Annotated in this window: 16 protein-coding genes and 1 other RNA gene; 15 read left to right on the top strand and 2 right to left on the bottom strand. The window is 35.9% G+C overall.

Annotated elements, in window-relative coordinates; genetic code table 11:
- Positions 1 to 7: 7 nt before the first annotated feature.
- The 9 genes from ACUW85_RS06060 to ACUW85_RS06020 all read left to right on the top strand — a co-directional run bounded on the left by ACUW85_RS06060 (position 8) and on the right by ACUW85_RS06020 (position 10,210).
- A complete protein-coding gene (locus ACUW85_RS06060) occupies positions 8 to 1,189 on the top strand; it encodes an ABC transporter ATP-binding protein (protein WP_149314720.1) in 1,182 nt (393 codons plus the stop codon).
- Complete coding sequence (locus ACUW85_RS06055; RefSeq protein ID WP_107309486.1) at positions 1,182 to 2,123, top strand: ABC transporter ATP-binding protein; 942 nt, start codon at positions 1,182 to 1,184, stop codon at positions 2,121 to 2,123. Before ACUW85_RS06060 ends, ACUW85_RS06055 begins: the two co-directional genes overlap by 8 nt.
- A 105-nt stretch (positions 2,124 to 2,228) precedes the next feature.
- Positions 2,229 to 2,462, top strand: coding sequence for a preprotein translocase subunit SecG (gene secG, locus ACUW85_RS06050; protein WP_003143098.1), 234 nt, complete (start codon positions 2,229 to 2,231; stop codon positions 2,460 to 2,462).
- A 158-nt stretch (positions 2,463 to 2,620) separates the two neighbouring features.
- Complete coding sequence (locus tag ACUW85_RS06045) at positions 2,621 to 3,379, top strand: alpha/beta hydrolase (RefSeq protein ID WP_182023450.1); 759 nt, start codon at positions 2,621 to 2,623, stop codon at positions 3,377 to 3,379.
- Positions 3,380 to 3,383: 4 nt separating this feature from the next.
- Positions 3,384 to 5,900, top strand: coding sequence for a ribonuclease R (gene rnr, locus ACUW85_RS06040; RefSeq protein WP_182023449.1), 2,517 nt, complete (start codon positions 3,384 to 3,386; stop codon positions 5,898 to 5,900).
- 28 nt (positions 5,901 to 5,928) lie between these two features.
- Complete coding sequence (gene smpB / locus ACUW85_RS06035; protein ID WP_016897442.1) at positions 5,929 to 6,402, top strand: SsrA-binding protein SmpB; 474 nt, start codon at positions 5,929 to 5,931, stop codon at positions 6,400 to 6,402.
- A 242-nt stretch (positions 6,403 to 6,644) separates the two neighbouring features.
- Positions 6,645 to 8,615 (top strand): fructose-1,6-bisphosphatase, encoded by a 1,971-nt coding sequence (locus ACUW85_RS06030; RefSeq protein WP_182023475.1) that lies wholly within the window; start codon positions 6,645 to 6,647, stop codon positions 8,613 to 8,615.
- A gap of 19 nt (positions 8,616 to 8,634) precedes the next feature.
- The gene (locus ACUW85_RS06025; protein ID WP_182023448.1) at positions 8,635 to 9,363 is read left to right on the top strand and encodes a histidine phosphatase family protein; all 729 of its coding nucleotides are present in this window, start codon (positions 8,635 to 8,637) and stop codon (positions 9,361 to 9,363) included.
- Positions 9,364 to 9,439: 76 nt separating this feature from the next.
- Entirely contained in the window at positions 9,440 to 10,210 is a 771-nt protein-coding gene (locus ACUW85_RS06020; protein ID WP_182023447.1) for an NRDE family protein, read from the top strand.
- A 281-nt stretch (positions 10,211 to 10,491) separates the two neighbouring features.
- Here the strand turns inward: ACUW85_RS06020 and ACUW85_RS06015 are convergent, their stop codons facing one another.
- Together ACUW85_RS06015 and ACUW85_RS06010 are read right to left on the bottom strand one after the other, a co-directional pair.
- Complete coding sequence (locus ACUW85_RS06015; protein WP_182023446.1) at positions 10,492 to 10,812, bottom strand: hypothetical protein; 321 nt, start codon at positions 10,810 to 10,812, stop codon at positions 10,492 to 10,494.
- Positions 10,813 to 10,846: 34 nt separating this feature from the next.
- Positions 10,847 to 11,071 (bottom strand): CsbD family protein, encoded by a 225-nt coding sequence (locus ACUW85_RS06010; protein WP_182023445.1) that lies wholly within the window; start codon positions 11,069 to 11,071, stop codon positions 10,847 to 10,849.
- A 171-nt stretch (positions 11,072 to 11,242) separates the two neighbouring features.
- Between ACUW85_RS06010 and ssrA the strand changes: the two genes are divergently transcribed.
- The 6 genes from ssrA to ACUW85_RS05980 all read left to right on the top strand — a co-directional run bounded on the left by ssrA (position 11,243) and on the right by ACUW85_RS05980 (position 18,722).
- Positions 11,243 to 11,607, top strand: a transfer-messenger RNA (tmRNA) gene (ssrA, locus tag ACUW85_RS06005).
- A gap of 983 nt (positions 11,608 to 12,590) precedes the next feature.
- Positions 12,591 to 14,771 carry an AAA family ATPase gene (locus ACUW85_RS06000; protein WP_182023444.1) on the top strand — a complete coding sequence of 727 codons (2,181 nt, stop codon included), beginning with the start codon at positions 12,591 to 12,593 and terminating at the stop codon, positions 14,769 to 14,771.
- Between the two features lie 184 nt (positions 14,772 to 14,955).
- Positions 14,956 to 16,248 (top strand): hypothetical protein, encoded by a 1,293-nt coding sequence (locus tag ACUW85_RS05995; RefSeq protein WP_182023443.1) that lies wholly within the window; start codon positions 14,956 to 14,958, stop codon positions 16,246 to 16,248.
- A gap of 363 nt (positions 16,249 to 16,611) precedes the next feature.
- Positions 16,612 to 17,559, top strand: a complete 948-nt coding sequence (locus ACUW85_RS05990; protein ID WP_182023442.1) for a nucleoside hydrolase — start codon at positions 16,612 to 16,614, stop codon at positions 17,557 to 17,559.
- A 10-nt stretch (positions 17,560 to 17,569) separates the two neighbouring features.
- Positions 17,570 to 18,280, top strand: coding sequence for a DNA alkylation repair protein (locus ACUW85_RS05985; protein WP_182023441.1), 711 nt, complete (start codon positions 17,570 to 17,572; stop codon positions 18,278 to 18,280).
- 97 nt (positions 18,281 to 18,377) lie between these two features.
- On the top strand, positions 18,378 to 18,722 hold the full coding sequence (locus ACUW85_RS05980; RefSeq protein ID WP_003142778.1) for a hypothetical protein: 345 nt from the start codon (positions 18,378 to 18,380) through the stop codon (positions 18,720 to 18,722).
- Positions 18,723 to 18,861: the final 139 nt, after the last annotated feature.

Genomic DNA, 18,861 nt, shown 5'->3' with positions numbered 1-18,861 from the left:
AGCAGAATTGAGTAATAAAACAGAAAACATTTTAGAAGTAAAAGACTTAGAAATTAATTTCAAAACGTATTCTGGTGATGTTCAAGCCATTCGTAAAGTGAACTTTGACTTGAAACATGGGGAAACGTTAGCAATCGTAGGTGAGTCTGGTTCAGGTAAATCTGTAACCGTTCGTACCGTAATGCGTTTATTAGCCAATAACGCTGATGTTAAAGGTGGTCAAATCCTTTTTAACGGCGAAGACTTATTAAAGAAATCTGAAAAAGAGATGCAAGGTATTCGTGGTAAAGATATCGCCATGATCTTCCAAGATCCGATGACTTCATTAAACCCTACAATGAAAATTGGTAAGCAAATTGCTGAACCGATTATCTTACACCAAAATAAATCTAAAAAAGAAGCCTATGCAAGAGCGGAAGAATTACTAGAATTAGTAGGTATTCCAAAAGCACACGAACGTATGGACTATTATCCACACCAATTCTCAGGTGGACAACGTCAACGTATCGTTATTGCGATTGCCTTGGCATGTAACCCGCGTGTCTTAATTGCGGATGAGCCAACAACGGCTTTAGACGTAACCATACAAGCCCAAATTCTTGAATTAATGAAAGAATTACAAGATAAAATTGATACATCAATCATTTTCATCACACATGACTTGGGTGTTGTTGCAAACGTTGCTGACCGTGTGGCCGTTATGTACGCTGGTAAAATCGTTGAATACGGTGATGTGGACGAAATCTTCTTCAACCCACAACATCCTTATACATGGGGGCTAATCGGTTCAATGCCAACATTAGATACTGCAGGTAAATTGGTTTCAATCCCTGGTACACCACCAGACTTATTGGATCCGCCAAAAGGTGACGCCTTTGCCCTACGTTCTGAATACGCGATGGAAATTGATTACGAGGAAGAACCACCGTTGTTCCAAGTATCGCCAACACATGCCGCTGCAACCTGGCTATTACACCCAGATGCGCCAGCAGTAGAAGAGCCAGCTGAAATTCAACGTCGTCACAAAATCTACGAAAGCCTATCAAAAGGAATCGTGCCAGAAGGCTACAACGATGGTGCACCTCGAGCTGAGTTAGATGAGCATACTGCAGTGGTTACATCAGCAGATACTGAAGGTGTGATTGCTACAGGTGGAGTAGATAGGGAAGGAGATGACGCAATTGGCTAATGAGCAAGAACCAATTTTAAAAGTCAGAAATTTAAAACAATACTTCAATGAAGGCTCAAAAGGTGAAGTACGCGCCATTGACGATATCTCTTTTGACATTTTCAAAGGTGAAACATTTGGTTTAGTTGGTGAGTCTGGTTCTGGTAAAACAACTACCGGACGTGCTGTTATGCGTTTATACCAACCAACTTCAGGTGAAATCATTTTTGAAGATAAAGATATTGCTTCATTAAAAAATCGACGTGATATGTTAGACTTCCGTAAAGATATCCAAATGATTTTCCAAGATCCGTACGCATCTTTAAACCCTCGTATGAAGGTTGAAGACATTATTGCTGAAGGTCTAGAAATTCACGGTTTAGTGAAGACAAAAACTGAACGTAAAGCGAAAGTCGCTGATTTACTAGAGCAGGTTGGGTTAAACCCACAACATGCTACGCGTTACCCACATGAGTTCTCTGGTGGACAACGTCAACGTATCGGGATTGCACGTGCACTTGCAGTGGCACCAAAAATGATTGTAGCGGATGAGCCAATTTCAGCCCTTGACGTATCGATTCAAGCCCAAGTAGTTAACTTGCTTGAAGAATTACAAAAGGACTTTGGTTTAACATTCCTATTCATCGCCCATGACCTTTCAATGGTGAAATACATTTCTGACCGTATTGCCGTAATGTATATGGGTAAAATAGTAGAACTTGCTGATGCTGACGAATTGTATTACCACGGTTTACACCCTTATACGAAGAGTCTTTTATCTGCAATTCCTTTGCCAGATCCAATTTATGAACGTAACCGCCAACGGATTACTTACAACCATGAACCTTTCAAAGGTGACGAATCAATGGTTGAAATCGCACCAAACCACTTTGTATACTGTTCACCAAATGAAGTTGAATTATATAAAGAAATGCGTGCAAACCAAGGCGAATAATCAAATAGAGAAGGTGACTTCGGTCGCCTTTTTTATTTGCCCATAATTGTATGTCAACCATACTTATGGTAGAATAACTAGGACATTAAAACGGAGGGGTATCTTTTGTATAATATATTATTAACCATTCTAATTATTATCGCCTTTTTACTAATTCTAGTAGTTGTTGCACAACCTTCTAAAGGAAACAGTGCAAGTAACTTAACTGGTGGTGGCGATGCAATGTTTGGTAAAAAGAAAAAAGCACGCGGATTTGAAGCTGTTTTAAATCGATTTACAATCATCTTAGGTGTAGCCTTTATGGTGATTGCCTTACTATTAGCAAACTTATCTTCATAACATTTGGGCGGTTCTGCTAGGGGACCGCTATTTTTATGCCTTTCGTTTGCTGATGACAATGCAATTAATTGATTTAAAAGCGAATAAAACTTACAATGGAATAGCGAAGTCATTATGTATAAATTATGATAATATAGTAAGATTGAGAGTGGATATGCATGCAAGCAAAATTACCAGAACCATGTTTCTTTGAAGGTGATGAAAGGGCAGTAATTCTTTTCCACGCCTTTACAGGTACTTCGAACGACGTGCGGATGTTGGGACGTCGGTTAAATCGTGAAGGTTACACTGTTTATGCACCTCATTTAACAGGACATGGCACTATGAACGTCTTCGATTTAATTAAGAAAGATAATCCAGTTGCATGGTTACAAGACGGTCAAGATGCCTACGATTTTATGGTTGAAAAAGGCTATAAGCAGGTGGCAGTTTTTGGCTTGTCATTAGGTGGTACAGTGGCTATTTCCGTGATTTTAAATAATCCGGCAATTGGTGGGGGCGTATTTAATACACCTGTTGTCACAGATCAAGCTATTACTGATTCCAATGTACCAACATCATTTATGACCTATGCCCGAAAAGTCCAAAAATACGCTGGTAAGACCGAAGCAGAAATTAACCAGTCGGACGACAAAGTAGCCCAACAATTACATACAACCCTTACCGGTGTACATGCCATGAACCGTGATTTAAGCGCACGACTAGATGAATTGAAAGTGCCAATCTACATTGCAGCTTCTGGTCAAGATGAATTAGTTGACCCAACCGCTGGAGAGCAGTTTGCAGATGCCATTACCACTGCACCCGTTTATTTAAATACCTTTAATTCAGCAAGGCATGTAATCACAGTCGGTAAATACCACCACGAATTTGAAGACACAGTAATAGAATATTTAACCAACCTAAATTGGGAGTGAAATAGTGAGTAGAAAAATTAATTATATGAAAAAAGAAATCCTTGCCGAGTTGGCGAGTTCAGAAGAAAATTACACAGCACAAACTTTAAGCCAAGCCTTGTCTTATGACCAAGCAGACGATTTTGCCGATTTGGTGAAAACCCTCGCTAAATTAGAGCAAGCTGGTGACATTGCCATTACAAGCAACGGTACCTTAAGTATCAAACAAGACAAAGCCACTTATACAGGGGTATTTACCCAGAACGCACGTGGATTTGGTTTCGTCAAAACTGATGAACTTGAAAAAGACATTTTCATCGGTAAAGGCAAAACCAATGGTGCCTTGCAAAGTGATGAAGTGCGGGTGAAAATCACCAGAGAAGCTCATCCTGCCAATGACAAGTCAGCTGAAGGTGAAATTGCTGAAGTATTAGTCCGTCATACAACACGCCTTACAGGTGAGTTTACGCCCTTTAATGATAATGATAAAGCGTCAACAGGTTTTATCGGTAGCGTGAAACCGCAAAACCATGGTTTAGACAATTTAACCGCCTTAGTAAGACCAGATGGCTTACACCCAGTAGAGGGTGAAATTGTTGTTGTCGAATTAGTGGATTATCCAGATGACCAACACCCATTTGCAGTTGTGGGTAACGTCATCCAACAAATCGGTCATAAAGATGAGCCGGGTGTAGATATCCTTGCCATTTTAAACATGTTTGAAATTCCGCATGAATTCCCTAATGAAGTTTTAGATCATGCCAATGAAGTGCCTGAAACCATCTCAAATGATGACTTAAAAGGGCGTAAGGACCACCGTGACCTGTTGACTATTACAATTGATGGGGCAGATGCAAAAGACTTGGATGATGCCATCTCATTAAGTAAATTGCCAAATGGAAACTATCAATTAGGCGTCCATATTGCTGACGTGTCTTATTATGTGACAGAAGATTCAGCAATGGATAAAGAAGCCTATGAACGTGGGACGTCAGTTTATCTAACAGACCGCGTAGTCCCAATGTTACCGCAACGTTTATCTAATGGTATATGTTCATTACATCCAAATGTGGACCGTTTAACAATGACAGCTATCATGGAAATTGACCATAACGGCGGTATTGTTGATTATGATATTCATCCGTCAATTATCCACTCAGATTACCGAATGACTTATTCAGATGTAAATGCCATTATCACAGATAATGATTCAGAATTACGGGAAAAATACAGTGAGATCACTGACATGTTAGAAAATATGGGTGCTTTACATGAGATTTTATACAATAAACGTGTTAGTCGTGGTGCCATTGACTTTGACTCTCGTGAAGCGAAAATTATAGTTGATGGTGAAGGTCATCCTACAGCGATTGAAGTACGTGATCGTGGCGTTGGAGAGCGGATGATTGAATCATTCATGTTATCGGCGAACGAGACAGTTGCCGGCCACTTTACAAGGAAAGTATTGCCATTCATCTACCGTGTCCATGAGCAACCGGATGAAGACAGAATGCAACGTTTCTTAGAATTTGTGACGGCCTTTGGTATTGTGCCACAAGGGACAAAATCTTCTATTCGTCCAAAAGATATTCAAAATGTCTTGCGTGAGGTTGAAGGAGCGACTTTCCAACCGGTTGTATCCATGATGTTACTGCGTTCAATGAAACAAGCGAAATATGATATTGAACCAATCGGCCATTATGGTTTGGCGGCTGAAGATTACACCCACTTCACATCACCAATCCGTCGTTACCCAGACTTGATTGTTCATCGTTTAATTCACTTCTATGAAAGTCATGCACGTCCAAATGCAGACAAACAAGAGAAGATGAAGATGAAATTATCTGATATAGCAGAACATTCTTCCAAGATGGAACGTCGTAGTGTGGATGCTGAACGTGAAACGGATAGCTTGAAGAAAACAGAATTCATGCTGGATAAAATTGGCATGGAATTTGAAGGAATCATTTCGTCGGTTACTGGTTTTGGTTTATTCGTTGAATTACCAAATACAGTTGAAGGTTTAGTCCATATTTCTATGCTAAAAGACGATTACTACAACTTTGTAGATAGCCAGTTAGTGATGATTGGGGAGCATACTGGAAAAACTTACCGTATTGGGGACAGAGTGACTGTTAAAGTTATGGATGTTAACACAGATACACGTGACATCGATTTTGTCATTGTGAAGAGTGAAGATAACGGTGAATCAACTAGTTTACAGCGTCAAGATAACCGCAAAGGTGGCCGTGGCAATAATAAAGGCCGTAAAGGCAATAATAGAAGCCGTAGACGTCAACAAGATAAAGAATCAAATGGTGGCAACCGCCGAAATGACCAATCTGGTGCTAGCAAGTCTCATAAGGAGAATAAGAATAAGCACACAGGTAAACCTCATCAGAAGGGTAAGAAGTCTGGTAGCAAGCCACAGAACGGCAAAGCTGGCGGTCAAGGACAAAATAATAAGCAAAATAGCAATAGTAAGAGTAAAAAATCAAATCAGAAACGGAGCTTTGTCATTCGTCAAAGTAAACGCAAATAAAAGATTTGAACAGTTAGAAGGTGACTAAATGGCAAAAGGCAAGAAAGTGCAGAAAAATGACGATAACGTCGTTGCACGTAATCGAAAAGCCAATCATGATTTTACGATTTTAGATACAATCGAGTGTGGTGTGGTCCTAACAGGGACTGAAATTAAATCTGTCCGCCAATCACGCTTGAATTTAAAAGATGGGTTCGCAAGAATCGATCGCGGAGAAGTCTGGATGTATAATGTCCATATTTCCGAATTTGAGCAGGGGAACATGTTCAACCATGACCCACTACGCCCACGTAAACTTTTATTGAAGAAGGCTGAAATTAATAAGTTACTAAAAGAGACACAAAGGGAAGGTCATACCCTAGTACCACTAAAAGTTTATATTAAACGCGGTTACGCCAAAGTGCTATTAGGCGTAGCTGAGGGTAAGAAAAAATATGATAAGCGTCGTGCTTTAAAAGAGAAAGATATGAAACGAGAAGCGCAACGAGCATTGAAAATTTAATCAGGAAGCATACCTATGTGAAAAACTGCAAAGTTTATGGGTATGCTTTTTTGCTATTTTGTCATTAGTTAATGATAGCAAGTTAATAGATTATTTAATATAATTATAAAAGCGAGTTAAGAAGGACTTAAATAGCCAATTTTTTGAAAAAATCTCATGAATTTGTTAGAAATAGTAATATTGCAATTTTTATCTTCTACGAGACATGGTATGATGGTTGAAAGAAAGTGAGTGAAGTAGTGATGGACTACAATGAACGTTATTTATTATTATTATCTGAGCAATTTCCAGATATTGCCTCAGTAACAACAGAAATCATTAATCTAGAAGCGATTATGGAATTACCTAAAGCCACAGAACATTTTATTAGTGACCTCCATGGCGAGTATGATGCTGTTTCGCACGTGTTACGTAATGGGTCGGGGAATATTAAAGAAAAGATTCGAGAGGTATTCCAAAACCGGTTATCGACGAATGAAATGAACCAGTTGGCAACCCTTGTCTACTATCCAGAAGAGAAGCTAGACCGTGTGTTAGTGGATATTACAGATGTAGAGGAAGAGCATGAATTCTATACGTTAACAATTTCTAGAATGGTGGAGTTGGGACAATTTGTTGTGTCTAAATACACCCGTTCAAAAGTTCGCAAGGCTATGCCAAAAGACATGTCTTACATCCTTGAGGAGTTGTTATTTAAGGATTCTGTCTTGACCAACAAGGGGTCTTACTACTGGAATATCATTCAAAATGTAATCGAATTAGGGGCAGCGAACCGTCTAATTGAAGCCTTGTCTGAATTGATGCAGGAACTTGTTGTCGATCATTTACACGTTTTAGGGGACATCTATGACCGTGGGCCGTCACCTGATAAAATTATTGACTTGTTGGCTGCTCAGAAATCCATCGATATCCAATGGGGGAACCATGACGCCATTTGGATGGGGGCTGCTTCAGGGTCACGCGTCTTGATTGCCAATGTATTACGGATTTGTGCCCGTTATGACAACTTAGAAATCATCGAGGATGGCTACGGTATTTCACTGAGACCCTTGGTGGCATTCGCGGAGGCTACATACCAGGATGACACTATCGCGGAATTCATGCCTAAGATTGACGATGCGGTGGACCATTTTCCAGAAGAAGTAAAACAAATTGCCAAGATGCAGCAGGCAATCACGATTATTCAATTTAAATTAGAAGCGCAAGTCATTAAACGCCACCCTGAATTCCAAACCGACAACCGCTTATTCCTCGATAAATTAGACTTGGAAAAAGGGACTGTACTCGTTGGAGAGAAGGAATATGACTTGAAGAATACGACATTCCCTACGGTAGACCCGGCAGATCCGTTCAAACTAACTGAGGATGAAGAGTTTGTGATGGCGAAATTGCAAGCAGGTTTCTTAAACTCTGACCGTCTGCAAAAGCATATTGCCTACCTATATAGTAAGGGGTCATTGTATAAAGTCTACAATGAAAACCTGTTATATCACGGTTGTATTCCGATGAATGAAGATATGTCATTTAAGGCGGTTGAAATTCACGGCCGTTCATATGCAGGACGGGAATTGTTGGATCAATTTGAGAAGGCTATGCGTCAAGCTTTTGCGGCTCAAGGACCAAATGAAGACGAAAACCCTGATTTAGATTACATGTGGTATATCTGGCAAGGGGAAGGTTCGTCTTTATTTGGAAAGACTAAAATGACGACGTTTGAGCGTTACTATATCGAGGATGCTGAAACCCATCATGAGCCAAAGAATATTTACTATACTTTACGTAATGACAAAGAGTGTGCTGAATTGATTTTAAGCGAGTTTGGTATTCGTCCAGATCGAGGGCATATTGTAAACGGTCATACACCGGTTAAAGAGCGCAAGGGTGAAGACCCAGTTAAAGCGGACGGTAAACTCTTAGTGATTGACGGCGGTTTTTCAAAAGCCTATCAACCAACCACAGGCCTAGCAGGTTATACCTTACTATATAATTCGTTTGGTATGTTATTAGTGAGCCACCAGCCATTCTCTAGTATTGAGGATGCCGTGGAACATGAAACAGATATCGTATCTACACGTCGAATTATCGATAAAGAGCTAGAACGATTACAAGTGCGCCAAACCGATGTAGGGGTTAAACTGGAAGACCAAGTCGCCCAGTTAAAAAAATTACTTCATGCCTATAGAAATGGTACAATAAGACCAAGAGTAGTGTAATTTGAGGAGGAATTTATTCATGTCAAAAGGTGTGACGATTTACTTCATGCGTCATGGAGAAACGTATCTAAACTATTATGGACGTATGCAAGGGTGGGCTGATGCGCCACTAACGCCACGCGGAGAAGAAGATGTACGTAGCAGTGGTCGTGGATTGGCCGATGTAGAATTTTCAGCAGTATATACGAGTGATTTACAACGTACGGTAAAAACAGCAGAACTTATTCTAGACGAAAATAAGGCAACTGCTAAAGATATTGAAATTGAGAAACGTCCAGAGTTTAGAGAAGTCTTCTTTGGTTCTTTTGAAGGATTAGACGCAAGAGGTTTATGGGACAAAGTAACAGAGATTGCTACTGGTAAAGATGGTTCCTATACTGGAGCAACTTCAGATGAAAGTGTTCGTTTAGAATTGAATGCTTTTAAAGAAATGGATCCTTACCACGATGCAGAAAACTTCATGGAATTTTGGATGCGCGTGGAATTAGGTTTGATTGATGTGATTACTAAACACAGAGAAACTGATCAAACGATTCTAATTGTGAGTCACGGGATGACTATCCGTAATATGATCCACGAATTAATCCCACAATTTGAAATTGATTCAATGCTAGATAATGCTAGTGTGTCCGTGGTTAGATATCAAGATGGTTTATACCACCTAGAAGCCTTTAACCAGACAGACCACTTTGCCCGTAAAGAAATCAATGACGAAGAAACAGATTTGGATTATTCAGATATTTCTTAAACAATTAAAAGCATGATAGAATAGGCGAGTGCGTCTACTTTGTCATGCTTTTCTTTTAAGGATTGAGAGGTTACCTATGTGTTTAATTACTTTTTCTATTCAAACGGATACTGAATACCCTTTCGTTCTGACCGCAAACCGCGATGAGGCTTATTCAAGAGCGAGTTTACCTATTCATGAATGGGAAGAACCTGCTAACATTATTGGCGGTCGTGACTTGAAACAAGGCGGGACTTGGTTGGCCTTTTCTAAGGCGGGTAAATTTGCTGCGCTAACTAATTATCCCTTTGTAGACTGCCAAGTAGCTGACCCGATTAGCCGGGGGTTTCTGATTATGGACTACCTGGATTCGGAAATCAGTGCTAGTGACTATGTATCTAATTTACGTTACCATAGAGAACAGTTTGAAGGGTATCATCTACTAGTTGGTCGAATTCATCCTAAAATAGAACTCAAAATGTACAATAATGTAGATGATAGCTTGACTAATTATGCAGCAGGCATTCATTCAATATCTAACACCTACGATGATTTGTCAGCCTACCGGAAAAGTCAGTCGGTGAAAGATTTAATGCATTTAATGCAAGGTGAAATTGATTTAAATAAAATGCTAAAAAACTTTCAAAATACCGAGGCGAATCCCCATTTAACAGATTTTCCTAGCTTTTTGACCCTAGACCAGGCCAAAAAGGCATCAGGTATTTTTATCGAAGGCCAAGGAGACTTTGGGACAGTTTCTACAACCGCTATCGCCTTGGATAAATCAGGCCAATTGTCCATGAAGGAGGTTCGTTATACGAGAGAACTTGGCCAAGAAGAGATAGAAATAAAATTCAATTTTACTTAATTAAGCCAATATGGAGACATCATTACTATTTTGCCAAAGTTTCTCAGTAAAATATAATTAAAGAATGGTACATGGGGAAATGATATGGAGTCGATAGTTTTGAATATGGGCGTTTGTGTTGGAGTAGCAATCGGAGCTGCGTTGGGTATAGCCATAGGTCAAATAGGCCTTGAGGTATCTGTGGGAATTGCTACTGGACTTGTGGTCTGATCAATCGCTGACGTTATGCGGAGACGAAAAGCAATAGACGATAATGATCGAAACAGATTTAGGTGATTGAATCAGGCATGATAGAAAAGGGGAGATATAGTAGACTTGAAAACCGCAATTTCATCTGGCGTGTTATTCGGTCTCATATTTGGTCGTGCCATGAATAATATATTCTTAGGTATCTCATTTGGGATAGCTATTGGTGTCGCTATGTGTACTGCTGCTGTTGACAAAAAGAAAAAGCCAAAGTAGATGATGAAGAAGTTTAAATCGAATAAATATAGAAAAGAAGGCCATTCAGCGAGAATGGATTGATGTATATATTGATCAAAAATAGTATAAATTTGAACAATTATATTATATAAAAGAAAGAATAAAAAAGATGTAGCCATTAAGCCACACCTTTCAATCTAATAACTAGTAAAATTATTTTTCGTCATCGTTGTTAGTAAAGCCGTCTAAGCGACCATTAACATCATCTTTGGCATCATCAAAAGATTTTCTTGCATCATTAATTTTTTCTTCTGCTTCACCACGAGCTTGTTGGGCTTTACCTTTACCTTCTTGCTCTTTATCGCCAGTAACTTTACCGACTGCTTCATTTACTGAACCTTTAATTTTATCGAAAGTACCTTTGTTTTCATTTGACATGATATCATCCTCTTTCTTTAAATTATATAAACATTATAACATATAAGTGTTTACGCTCAAATGAAAGCCCTTATTAATGATAAAATACTCAAAAGCATCTAACCAGATTATACTGACTCATATTTTTTGACATTCTTGTATAATTCGTGATATTATAAAGAGTACATTCACGGGGGTGTTATTGGATTCGACAGGCATAGCCCGGTGTATGACTACTGCTCGGAGGTTACGACTTCGCAACAACGTTACCAGTTTAAAAATAACTGACAAACAAGAAACAAACACTTTAGCTTTCGCTGCCTAATAACAGCTAGCTAAGATTCGCCCGGCGTCACCTATGCGTTGGTTCCGAGTCCTATTATAGTAGGTTACGTTCTAAGCTTCCGTCTGGAGCAAGGAAAAGAGATTAATCAGACTAGCAATCTAAGTGGTTTGTTTATTCACCATTAGTGCGCAAATTCGAGAATAAACTATAGTGGTAAAAGTTATACAACCGGAGTGTTTGGACAGGGGTTCAAATCCCCTCACCTCCATATTATTCAACAAAGGCTTCCTAACAGTTGTAAAGGCTGTTAGGGAGTCTTTTTTGTATTCAGATAATAATGATGGGCTCTATTTATAAAATTTGATTACTAAATTAATTAGTGTATTAAAGAAATTTGTTGGAGAAGGTTCTTTCTAAGGCTTCTGAAGTAATCAAATTGTTTGAATAATTCCTTATTTCATTACAAAAATAGATATTCCTAGATTGAATAGATAACTTTCTGAATCTAAAGTATAATAAGAGTAAAATTTCAATCAAATGAGAAAATTATGTGGAATTGAAGTGATTTTTCCATAACCAATAGGAAACTATAGTTATAATTAAGTAATTGGTGAGTATTAGATAGATAATGTATTAAATAAAAATATGACCAATATATAAAGTGATAATAAAACTGATGTACATCTACAGAAGTTAAATAATAATGTGAAAAAATTATTTAATCGAACTTACAAATATTATTATCGATTAATAGTTTTAGGTGGTGGCTTCTTGGAAGAAAACAATATCCTTATGAAAAACGTGAGACGACATATTTATTTGAGTCTCGAAATACCAACACTATATGGTTTCAATAAATGAAAATTAAAAAGCTCGTATCTCGAGGAAAAAATAACTTAGATATATTTATCAGATAAATCCAACTGATTTTTTATTCTCATTTAATCGATGCAGGTTATAAAGCATTATAAATCTTTCAGGTATAAATCTCAAAATTATAGCAATATAGAAGTAATTACTTAGATTAATGATAATAGAATAGTTAGGATAACCAATCAGGAATAAGTACCTTTAAATATATTTAGATGAATAATTGAAACCTCAAGAATTAGAATCGTGTCATAATGTTGATTAATGGTAATGATAAATGAAATTTAGTAGCTAAACATGAATTTTATTTAACGCCTGTAACTATGTATGAATTGAATGACTTTTATTTTGAAGAAGAATGGTTGATAAAACTATGGAGGAAAAATGATAAATAAACTAATTATTTCCAATATTGCAAGTTTTGATTCAGATGGTATAAAAATAGCAGATTTGAATAAAATTAATTATATATATGGTGGAAATGGCGTAGGTAAAACAACTATATCTAATTATATTAATAGTTTAACTAATACAAAAACTTCTACAGAATTAGAAAATGAGTATTCTAATTGTAGTAGTGATTACAATTCAGAAGAAAAAATTTTTGTTTACAATCAAAAATTTTCAGAAAATGTTATTGTTGAAAAACAAATTCCAGGAATTTTTTCATTAGGAGAAAATGCTAAGTTATATGAAGAACAACTAGAAGAGTATAAGAAAAGTAAGATTAATAATGAAAAAAAGCTTGAGAATGCTAATCGCAATTTAATCATAGCTAAAGATGAATTAGCTAATTCAAAAAATAAATTTATTGATTATTTATGGAGAATATATCGTGATAAAGAGAGCGAACTATATTCTGTTTTTAATAAAACGGCATTTTATAACCGAAATAACAAACAGAAATTTTATGAGCAATATCAAAATGATAAGAAAGATTTTGATAAATTATCTCCCCAACTTTCAATTGATGAATTAATTAATAGAACTGAAAAAGTGTACGATACTGATTTATCACAGGTATCTCTAATTTCGGAATTTAAGTTGAGTACTGATACCCTTGATTTTGATATTTTTAAGGAAGAGATAATTGGAACAGAAAATATCGATTTTTCCGAAATGATAAATTCTTTAAATATTCAAGATTGGGTAGCAAAAGGGACCGATATTATAGAAGAAAACCATATGACACAATGCCCTATGTGTCAAAGAGAGTTAACGGACAACATCGTAGCTAATCTTAAAAATTATTTTGATAGTACATATACTGAGAAAATTGAGATATTAAATAAAAGTGTTGCTCTCTATAAAAATTATTATTCTGAATTACGAAATTTGCTTGTAGAGCTTAAAGAGAATGATTTTTTAAGTCGGAATAGTATAGTAGAAATTGAGTTAGAAGCAGAAACAATAAACAATAAAAATGAAAAAATACTAGAAAGCAAATTAGCTAATCCATCAACTAAGCAAGAAATAGAAAATTTTGATGATGTTTTAGATAATTTACGTTTGCTAATTAAAAATGCAAACTCTTCGATTGAAGATCATAATAAAATAGTTAATAATAGATCTGAATCAAAGCAAAGGCTTATAAAGGAAGTAAAAATTAATTTCTTTAAGTTAGCAAATAAGTATTCGAAAGAACATTTTGAAGGTATTGAAACGAATCAAAAAAAAGTAAACGGTATAAATATAAATATAGAAAAGGTAAGTAAGTCCATTAAAGAAATAGATACGGAAGTCGAGAAGATAAAAAATAAAATTTCGGGGATAGAATTTACAGTTTCTGATATAAATAAACAGCTACAATTATTTGGATTTTATAATTTTAAAGTAAAAGTAATGAATGAGACTTCTTATTCTTTAATTCGAGAGAATGGAGACTTAGTAAGTAATAACTTAAGTGAGGGAGAAAAAACCTTTATTTCATTTTTGTACTTTTATCATACTATTATTAAGGATAAAGATTCTAAAAAAATTATTGTAATTGATGACCCAATATCTAGTTTAGATAGCTCTATTTTGTATGTTGTCTCGTCAATTATTAAACAGCTGGTGAAAAAGAAAGAAAATTTAAATATTGATCAGTTAATTATATCTACTCATAACACTTATTTTTTTAAGGAAATTACCTACAAATCTGATAATAATTTGACGAATTATTATATATTGAGAAAAAATAAAGGAATTTCTTATATCAAAAAGTATAAAAATAATCCAATTAATTCCTCCTACGAATTGTTATGGAAGGAACTTAAGGAAGCAAAGGAAAAGCCTAATTCATCTGTTCCGAATATAATGCGCAGAATACTAGAAGAATATTTTACATTTTTGGGAAATAAAAAACTTGATGAATTAGTACAAGCATTTGATGAAGAAGAACAAATTATTGCTGATTCATTAATTAAATTCTCTCATGACGGGACACATAGAATTAAAGATGATCTATATGTTGAGCAGACTGGAGAAACTTATGAAAAATTTTATTATGTTTTTGAGGAGCTTTTCAAAAAAAATAATCAACATTCACATTATCAAATGATGAAAAACAGTGTTGGTAATTAATCTATCAAGATAGTAGAAATAGCAATCTAATTAACGATAACAACCATAGTAAGGGGAGTAGTTAAAAAAATTATGTTGGAATATGATTTAATTTACTAGGGATTGATTTTGAGATTCTTCGTCAAAAATAATGAATATATATAATTACAGTATGTTTGGTATTTAAAACATAGGGAGGTTAAATTTGCAGGTAGATATTTTGTTTTTTAATGATAAAAAAAGCATCACATTTAAAGAGATTAAAAATATACTTTGTAACATTAGCGGTATCTCAATAAATTCAGATACATTAAATTTTGATGAAAAAGATATTTCTTATAATCTAAAGCTTTCAACAAATAGAAAGTACGTGTATCTGATTTTAGAACTAGAGGGTAAAAATCGAGTAAATGCCTCAGTCTTAAGTGCCGTAAAAGATTTGATCAGAAAAGGCGAGCATAGATCAGGATATAAAATTGTTATTTCCTATGATGAATCTTCAATTTACTTTAATGAAAAACTTTTTTCTTTTATTTCAGAGCATGAAAGCTTGTTAAGAAATTTGATATATTTAATCTTAATTGACACTTTTGGAAGTTCGTGGGTCCAACAAACACTTAATGAAAATAAGAAGAGTGAATTTAAAAATAATTTAAGAGGTAGCAAGTTAATCGAAAGAGGATTGGAAGCCTTTTCCTACCAAGAGTATATATCATTTCTCTTTGACCAGAGACCTAACAAATTTACTAACGATTTTATTGATAAAGCTATAGAAGACATTAAAACAGCTACAGAAATAAATAAAGATAAAATACTAGTATTTCTTAATAATAATAAATCATATTCATTGTGGGAATCATCCTTTTCAGGGATAGAGTATGGTGAAGCAGAAAAAGATATTAGATTAATTCGCGATGTTAGAAATGGGGTTATGCATAATAAAGAAATTACTGAAAATGAATTTGATGTAAATAAAAAAATTATAAGGAAATCAACTAAAGGTTTAAAGGACGCTTTAAATTATGTTAAGAGCGAACACAGAAGAGAAATTAAACCTAGAGAGGTACTGCTATCGTTGGGTGAGACACTAGAAAATATGGGAAAACAATATGCTACTTTGGTTAAACCTATGATTGATGTAGTCAAGATCATAAGTGAAAGTGTTTCCAAAGCTCAAAATTTTAGTGGCATTAATTTTGCACAAACATTACAATCTAACATTAAAAATGTTACATCATCTTTTTCGGCTCTATCTCAGAATACTGAATTACTTGATTCAATTAAGATAATGCAGCAACTATATAAAAATTCAAACCCTAAGATTGTTATACCTAGGATAAATATGCCCAGCATGTATTTTAGCCCAGGCTTAATGAATCCCGGTTTACCAGGATCGCCAATTAATCCTTTGGTAGATGGAGAAGTTGAGGGAGAAGATCCAGATGTTTCTGAAGAGGACATTGATTCTCATGATAGATCAGGTTTACAAGATCAGTGAGTAAGTGAAAAAAGGATACAGAAGTGCCATCACCACCATTTTGTTTATAAAGGTTTCCTAACAAATAATAGGAAACCTTTTTGATTATTATAGAAAATTTGCTAATTACTGGCTGCTAGATAATCTTCAATCGTAAAATTTAAGATTTGTATTTGTTTTATAATTATATATCTGTAGCAGTACAGTCTATTAAAAGGAAATTTTTACCATGCTTAGTATTTTAAAATTCCTATCAAGCCACTCATCTGGGTGGCTTTTTCTATACCGTAAATCCCATTATACACTTCAACCCTCACTTCCTTATATCTCCACCTATAAAGATAGGCTATAATGAAAATAAATAACCATATTGGAGGATTTAACATGAGAAGAGTAATTATTGATTCGGATACAGCTGGGGACGATACAACAGCGATTTTGATGGCTTTGAAGTATTTTAAGGTTGAAGGTGTGACAATTGTTGCTGGAAATGTAGCTTTTGACCAAGAGGTTGAGAATGCCTTGACCACTATTGAAACCTATAATCCTGGTTACAAGGTCCCTGTTTATAAGGGTTACCAAAGTCCCATGATTGCCCTACCTAACGCGAAACACGATACGGTTGAGGAAATTCAAGGTGGCAATGGTATGGGGGATGCTGTTTTTCCAAAACCTCAGCAAGAACCGGAAAATGACCATGCCGTAGACTTTATTATCGATACAATTAAAGCAAATCCTGGGGAAATTGAAATACTAGCTTTAGCGCCATTAACCAATATCGCGATGGCTATTAAGAAGGCACCAGAGATTGCAGCGGATATCAAGCATATTTGGATTATGGGTGGGGTAAACAACCGCTTAGGGAATATGAATGTCTCGGCTGAATATAACTTCTATGTGGATCCTGAGGCGGCTAGAATCGTCTTAAATGCATCAACAGCAAAAACCATGGTTACTTGGGATGCTTCTTTAGACTTTGGTGTGATGTATGAAGAAGATATTGAAGAAATTCAAGCTTTAAATACAAAAGGTTCAAAATTCTTCTTAGATATTAATATGTTTGTCCGTGAGTTTGAACTGGCAAAACGAGGAATCGACGGGATTACTTGTACAGATTCATTATTGGTTGCAGTTGCTGCGGTACCAGAATTGATGCTTCAAGCGACTGAATATTACGTGGATGTTGAAACACAAGGTCAATTTGCCCGTGGCTACAACATTGTTGACTGGGAAGAGGAATTCAAACGTGCGCCGAATTGTCGAGTTGCAGAGAGGATTTCTAGCCAAGGATTTAAAGACCAATTGGTGAGCTTGTTAGCGGAAATTCAATAGGGAGAATTCGATGGTGAATTGGCAGTACTTAATTGAAGAAATGTATGATCATGCAAGCGATGATGCTGAACCGATGGCCAAGTACCAACGTAACCAGTTTCCATTTATTGGTATCAAAAGCCAAACGCGCCGGGATATTTTTAAACCCTACCTAAAGGAAGCGAAAGCAGAAGCAAAGTTGCGCTTCATGGAAAATCCTAATCAAGCAATCATTGACTGGGCTTTTGTTGACGAATTTTGGTCATTTTCCGAAAGAGAATTTCAATACATTGTTTGTAATTATTTGAAAGAAATGAAGAAATATTTGCAGCCGGATGATTTACCTAGATTAAAAACATTGATCGTCCAAAAATCGTGGTGGGATTCGGTGGATGCCTTGGTTAAAACAATCGGTTATTTAGTCCATAAGAATCCTGAATTGAAGTCGGAAATGGCGGCGTGGAGCTCATCGGATAATGTCTGGTTGAAGCGGACTTCAATGATCCATCAACTGGGGATGAAGGAGCAAACAGATAAGATTTTATTAGCTGAAACTTGTGAAAATTGCTTGCATACAGATGAATTTTTTATTAATAAGGGAATGGGTTGGATCTTACGTGATTATGCGAAAACCAACCAAACTTGGGTGGAAAATTTCTTAAAAAACCATGAGAGTGACTTATCTAACTTAACCTGGCGTGAGGTCACAAAATACTTTTACCTAGAAAAAAACCAGATATAATGCCGTTTTTCAACGGGTAAGCCTTTAAATTATTATTAAAATACAAAATATGGTACAATGGTGATTAGAAGGCGCATGGTTAACTAGGAGGCTATATATGAGTATTAAAGTCACAGATGAAATGCAAGAACTAGTTGGAACTGAATTACGTCGTGGTACAAGTAAGTCGAGAATTGCATCATTACTGGATTTACCCTACGATGAGGCAGTAGAAGTTATTAATACTGTAAAAGAGTCTGTACGACCAGATATAGGAGATGAAATACGCTTCACCTTCCGTGAACGCAACATGGTAGGAAGAATTGAAAAATTATTAACAAACTCAGCAGTTGTTAAAATTTATTGGGATTATTCTGATGAAGAGATGCGAGAAATTTGCGAATCAAAAACAATTGTCAATTTTAAAGACATCGATGAGTATGTTAAAGTGCCTTCTAGCTAATACATACACGTATAAATAGTAAGAAAGAGAGTCGGGGTGAAAATTGAATCTCAACCCGAAAACTGAACACTCAAAAAAAGAGTGTTGTAAGTTTTCGGGTTATTTTTATGCAAAATTTTCGGTATACTCTATTTGAGTT

Source organism: Aerococcus sp. 150760013-2, assembly GCF_053627715.1.
The sequence above is the reverse complement of the archived record's forward strand: the minus strand, read 5'-3'. Positions and strand labels throughout refer to the sequence as shown.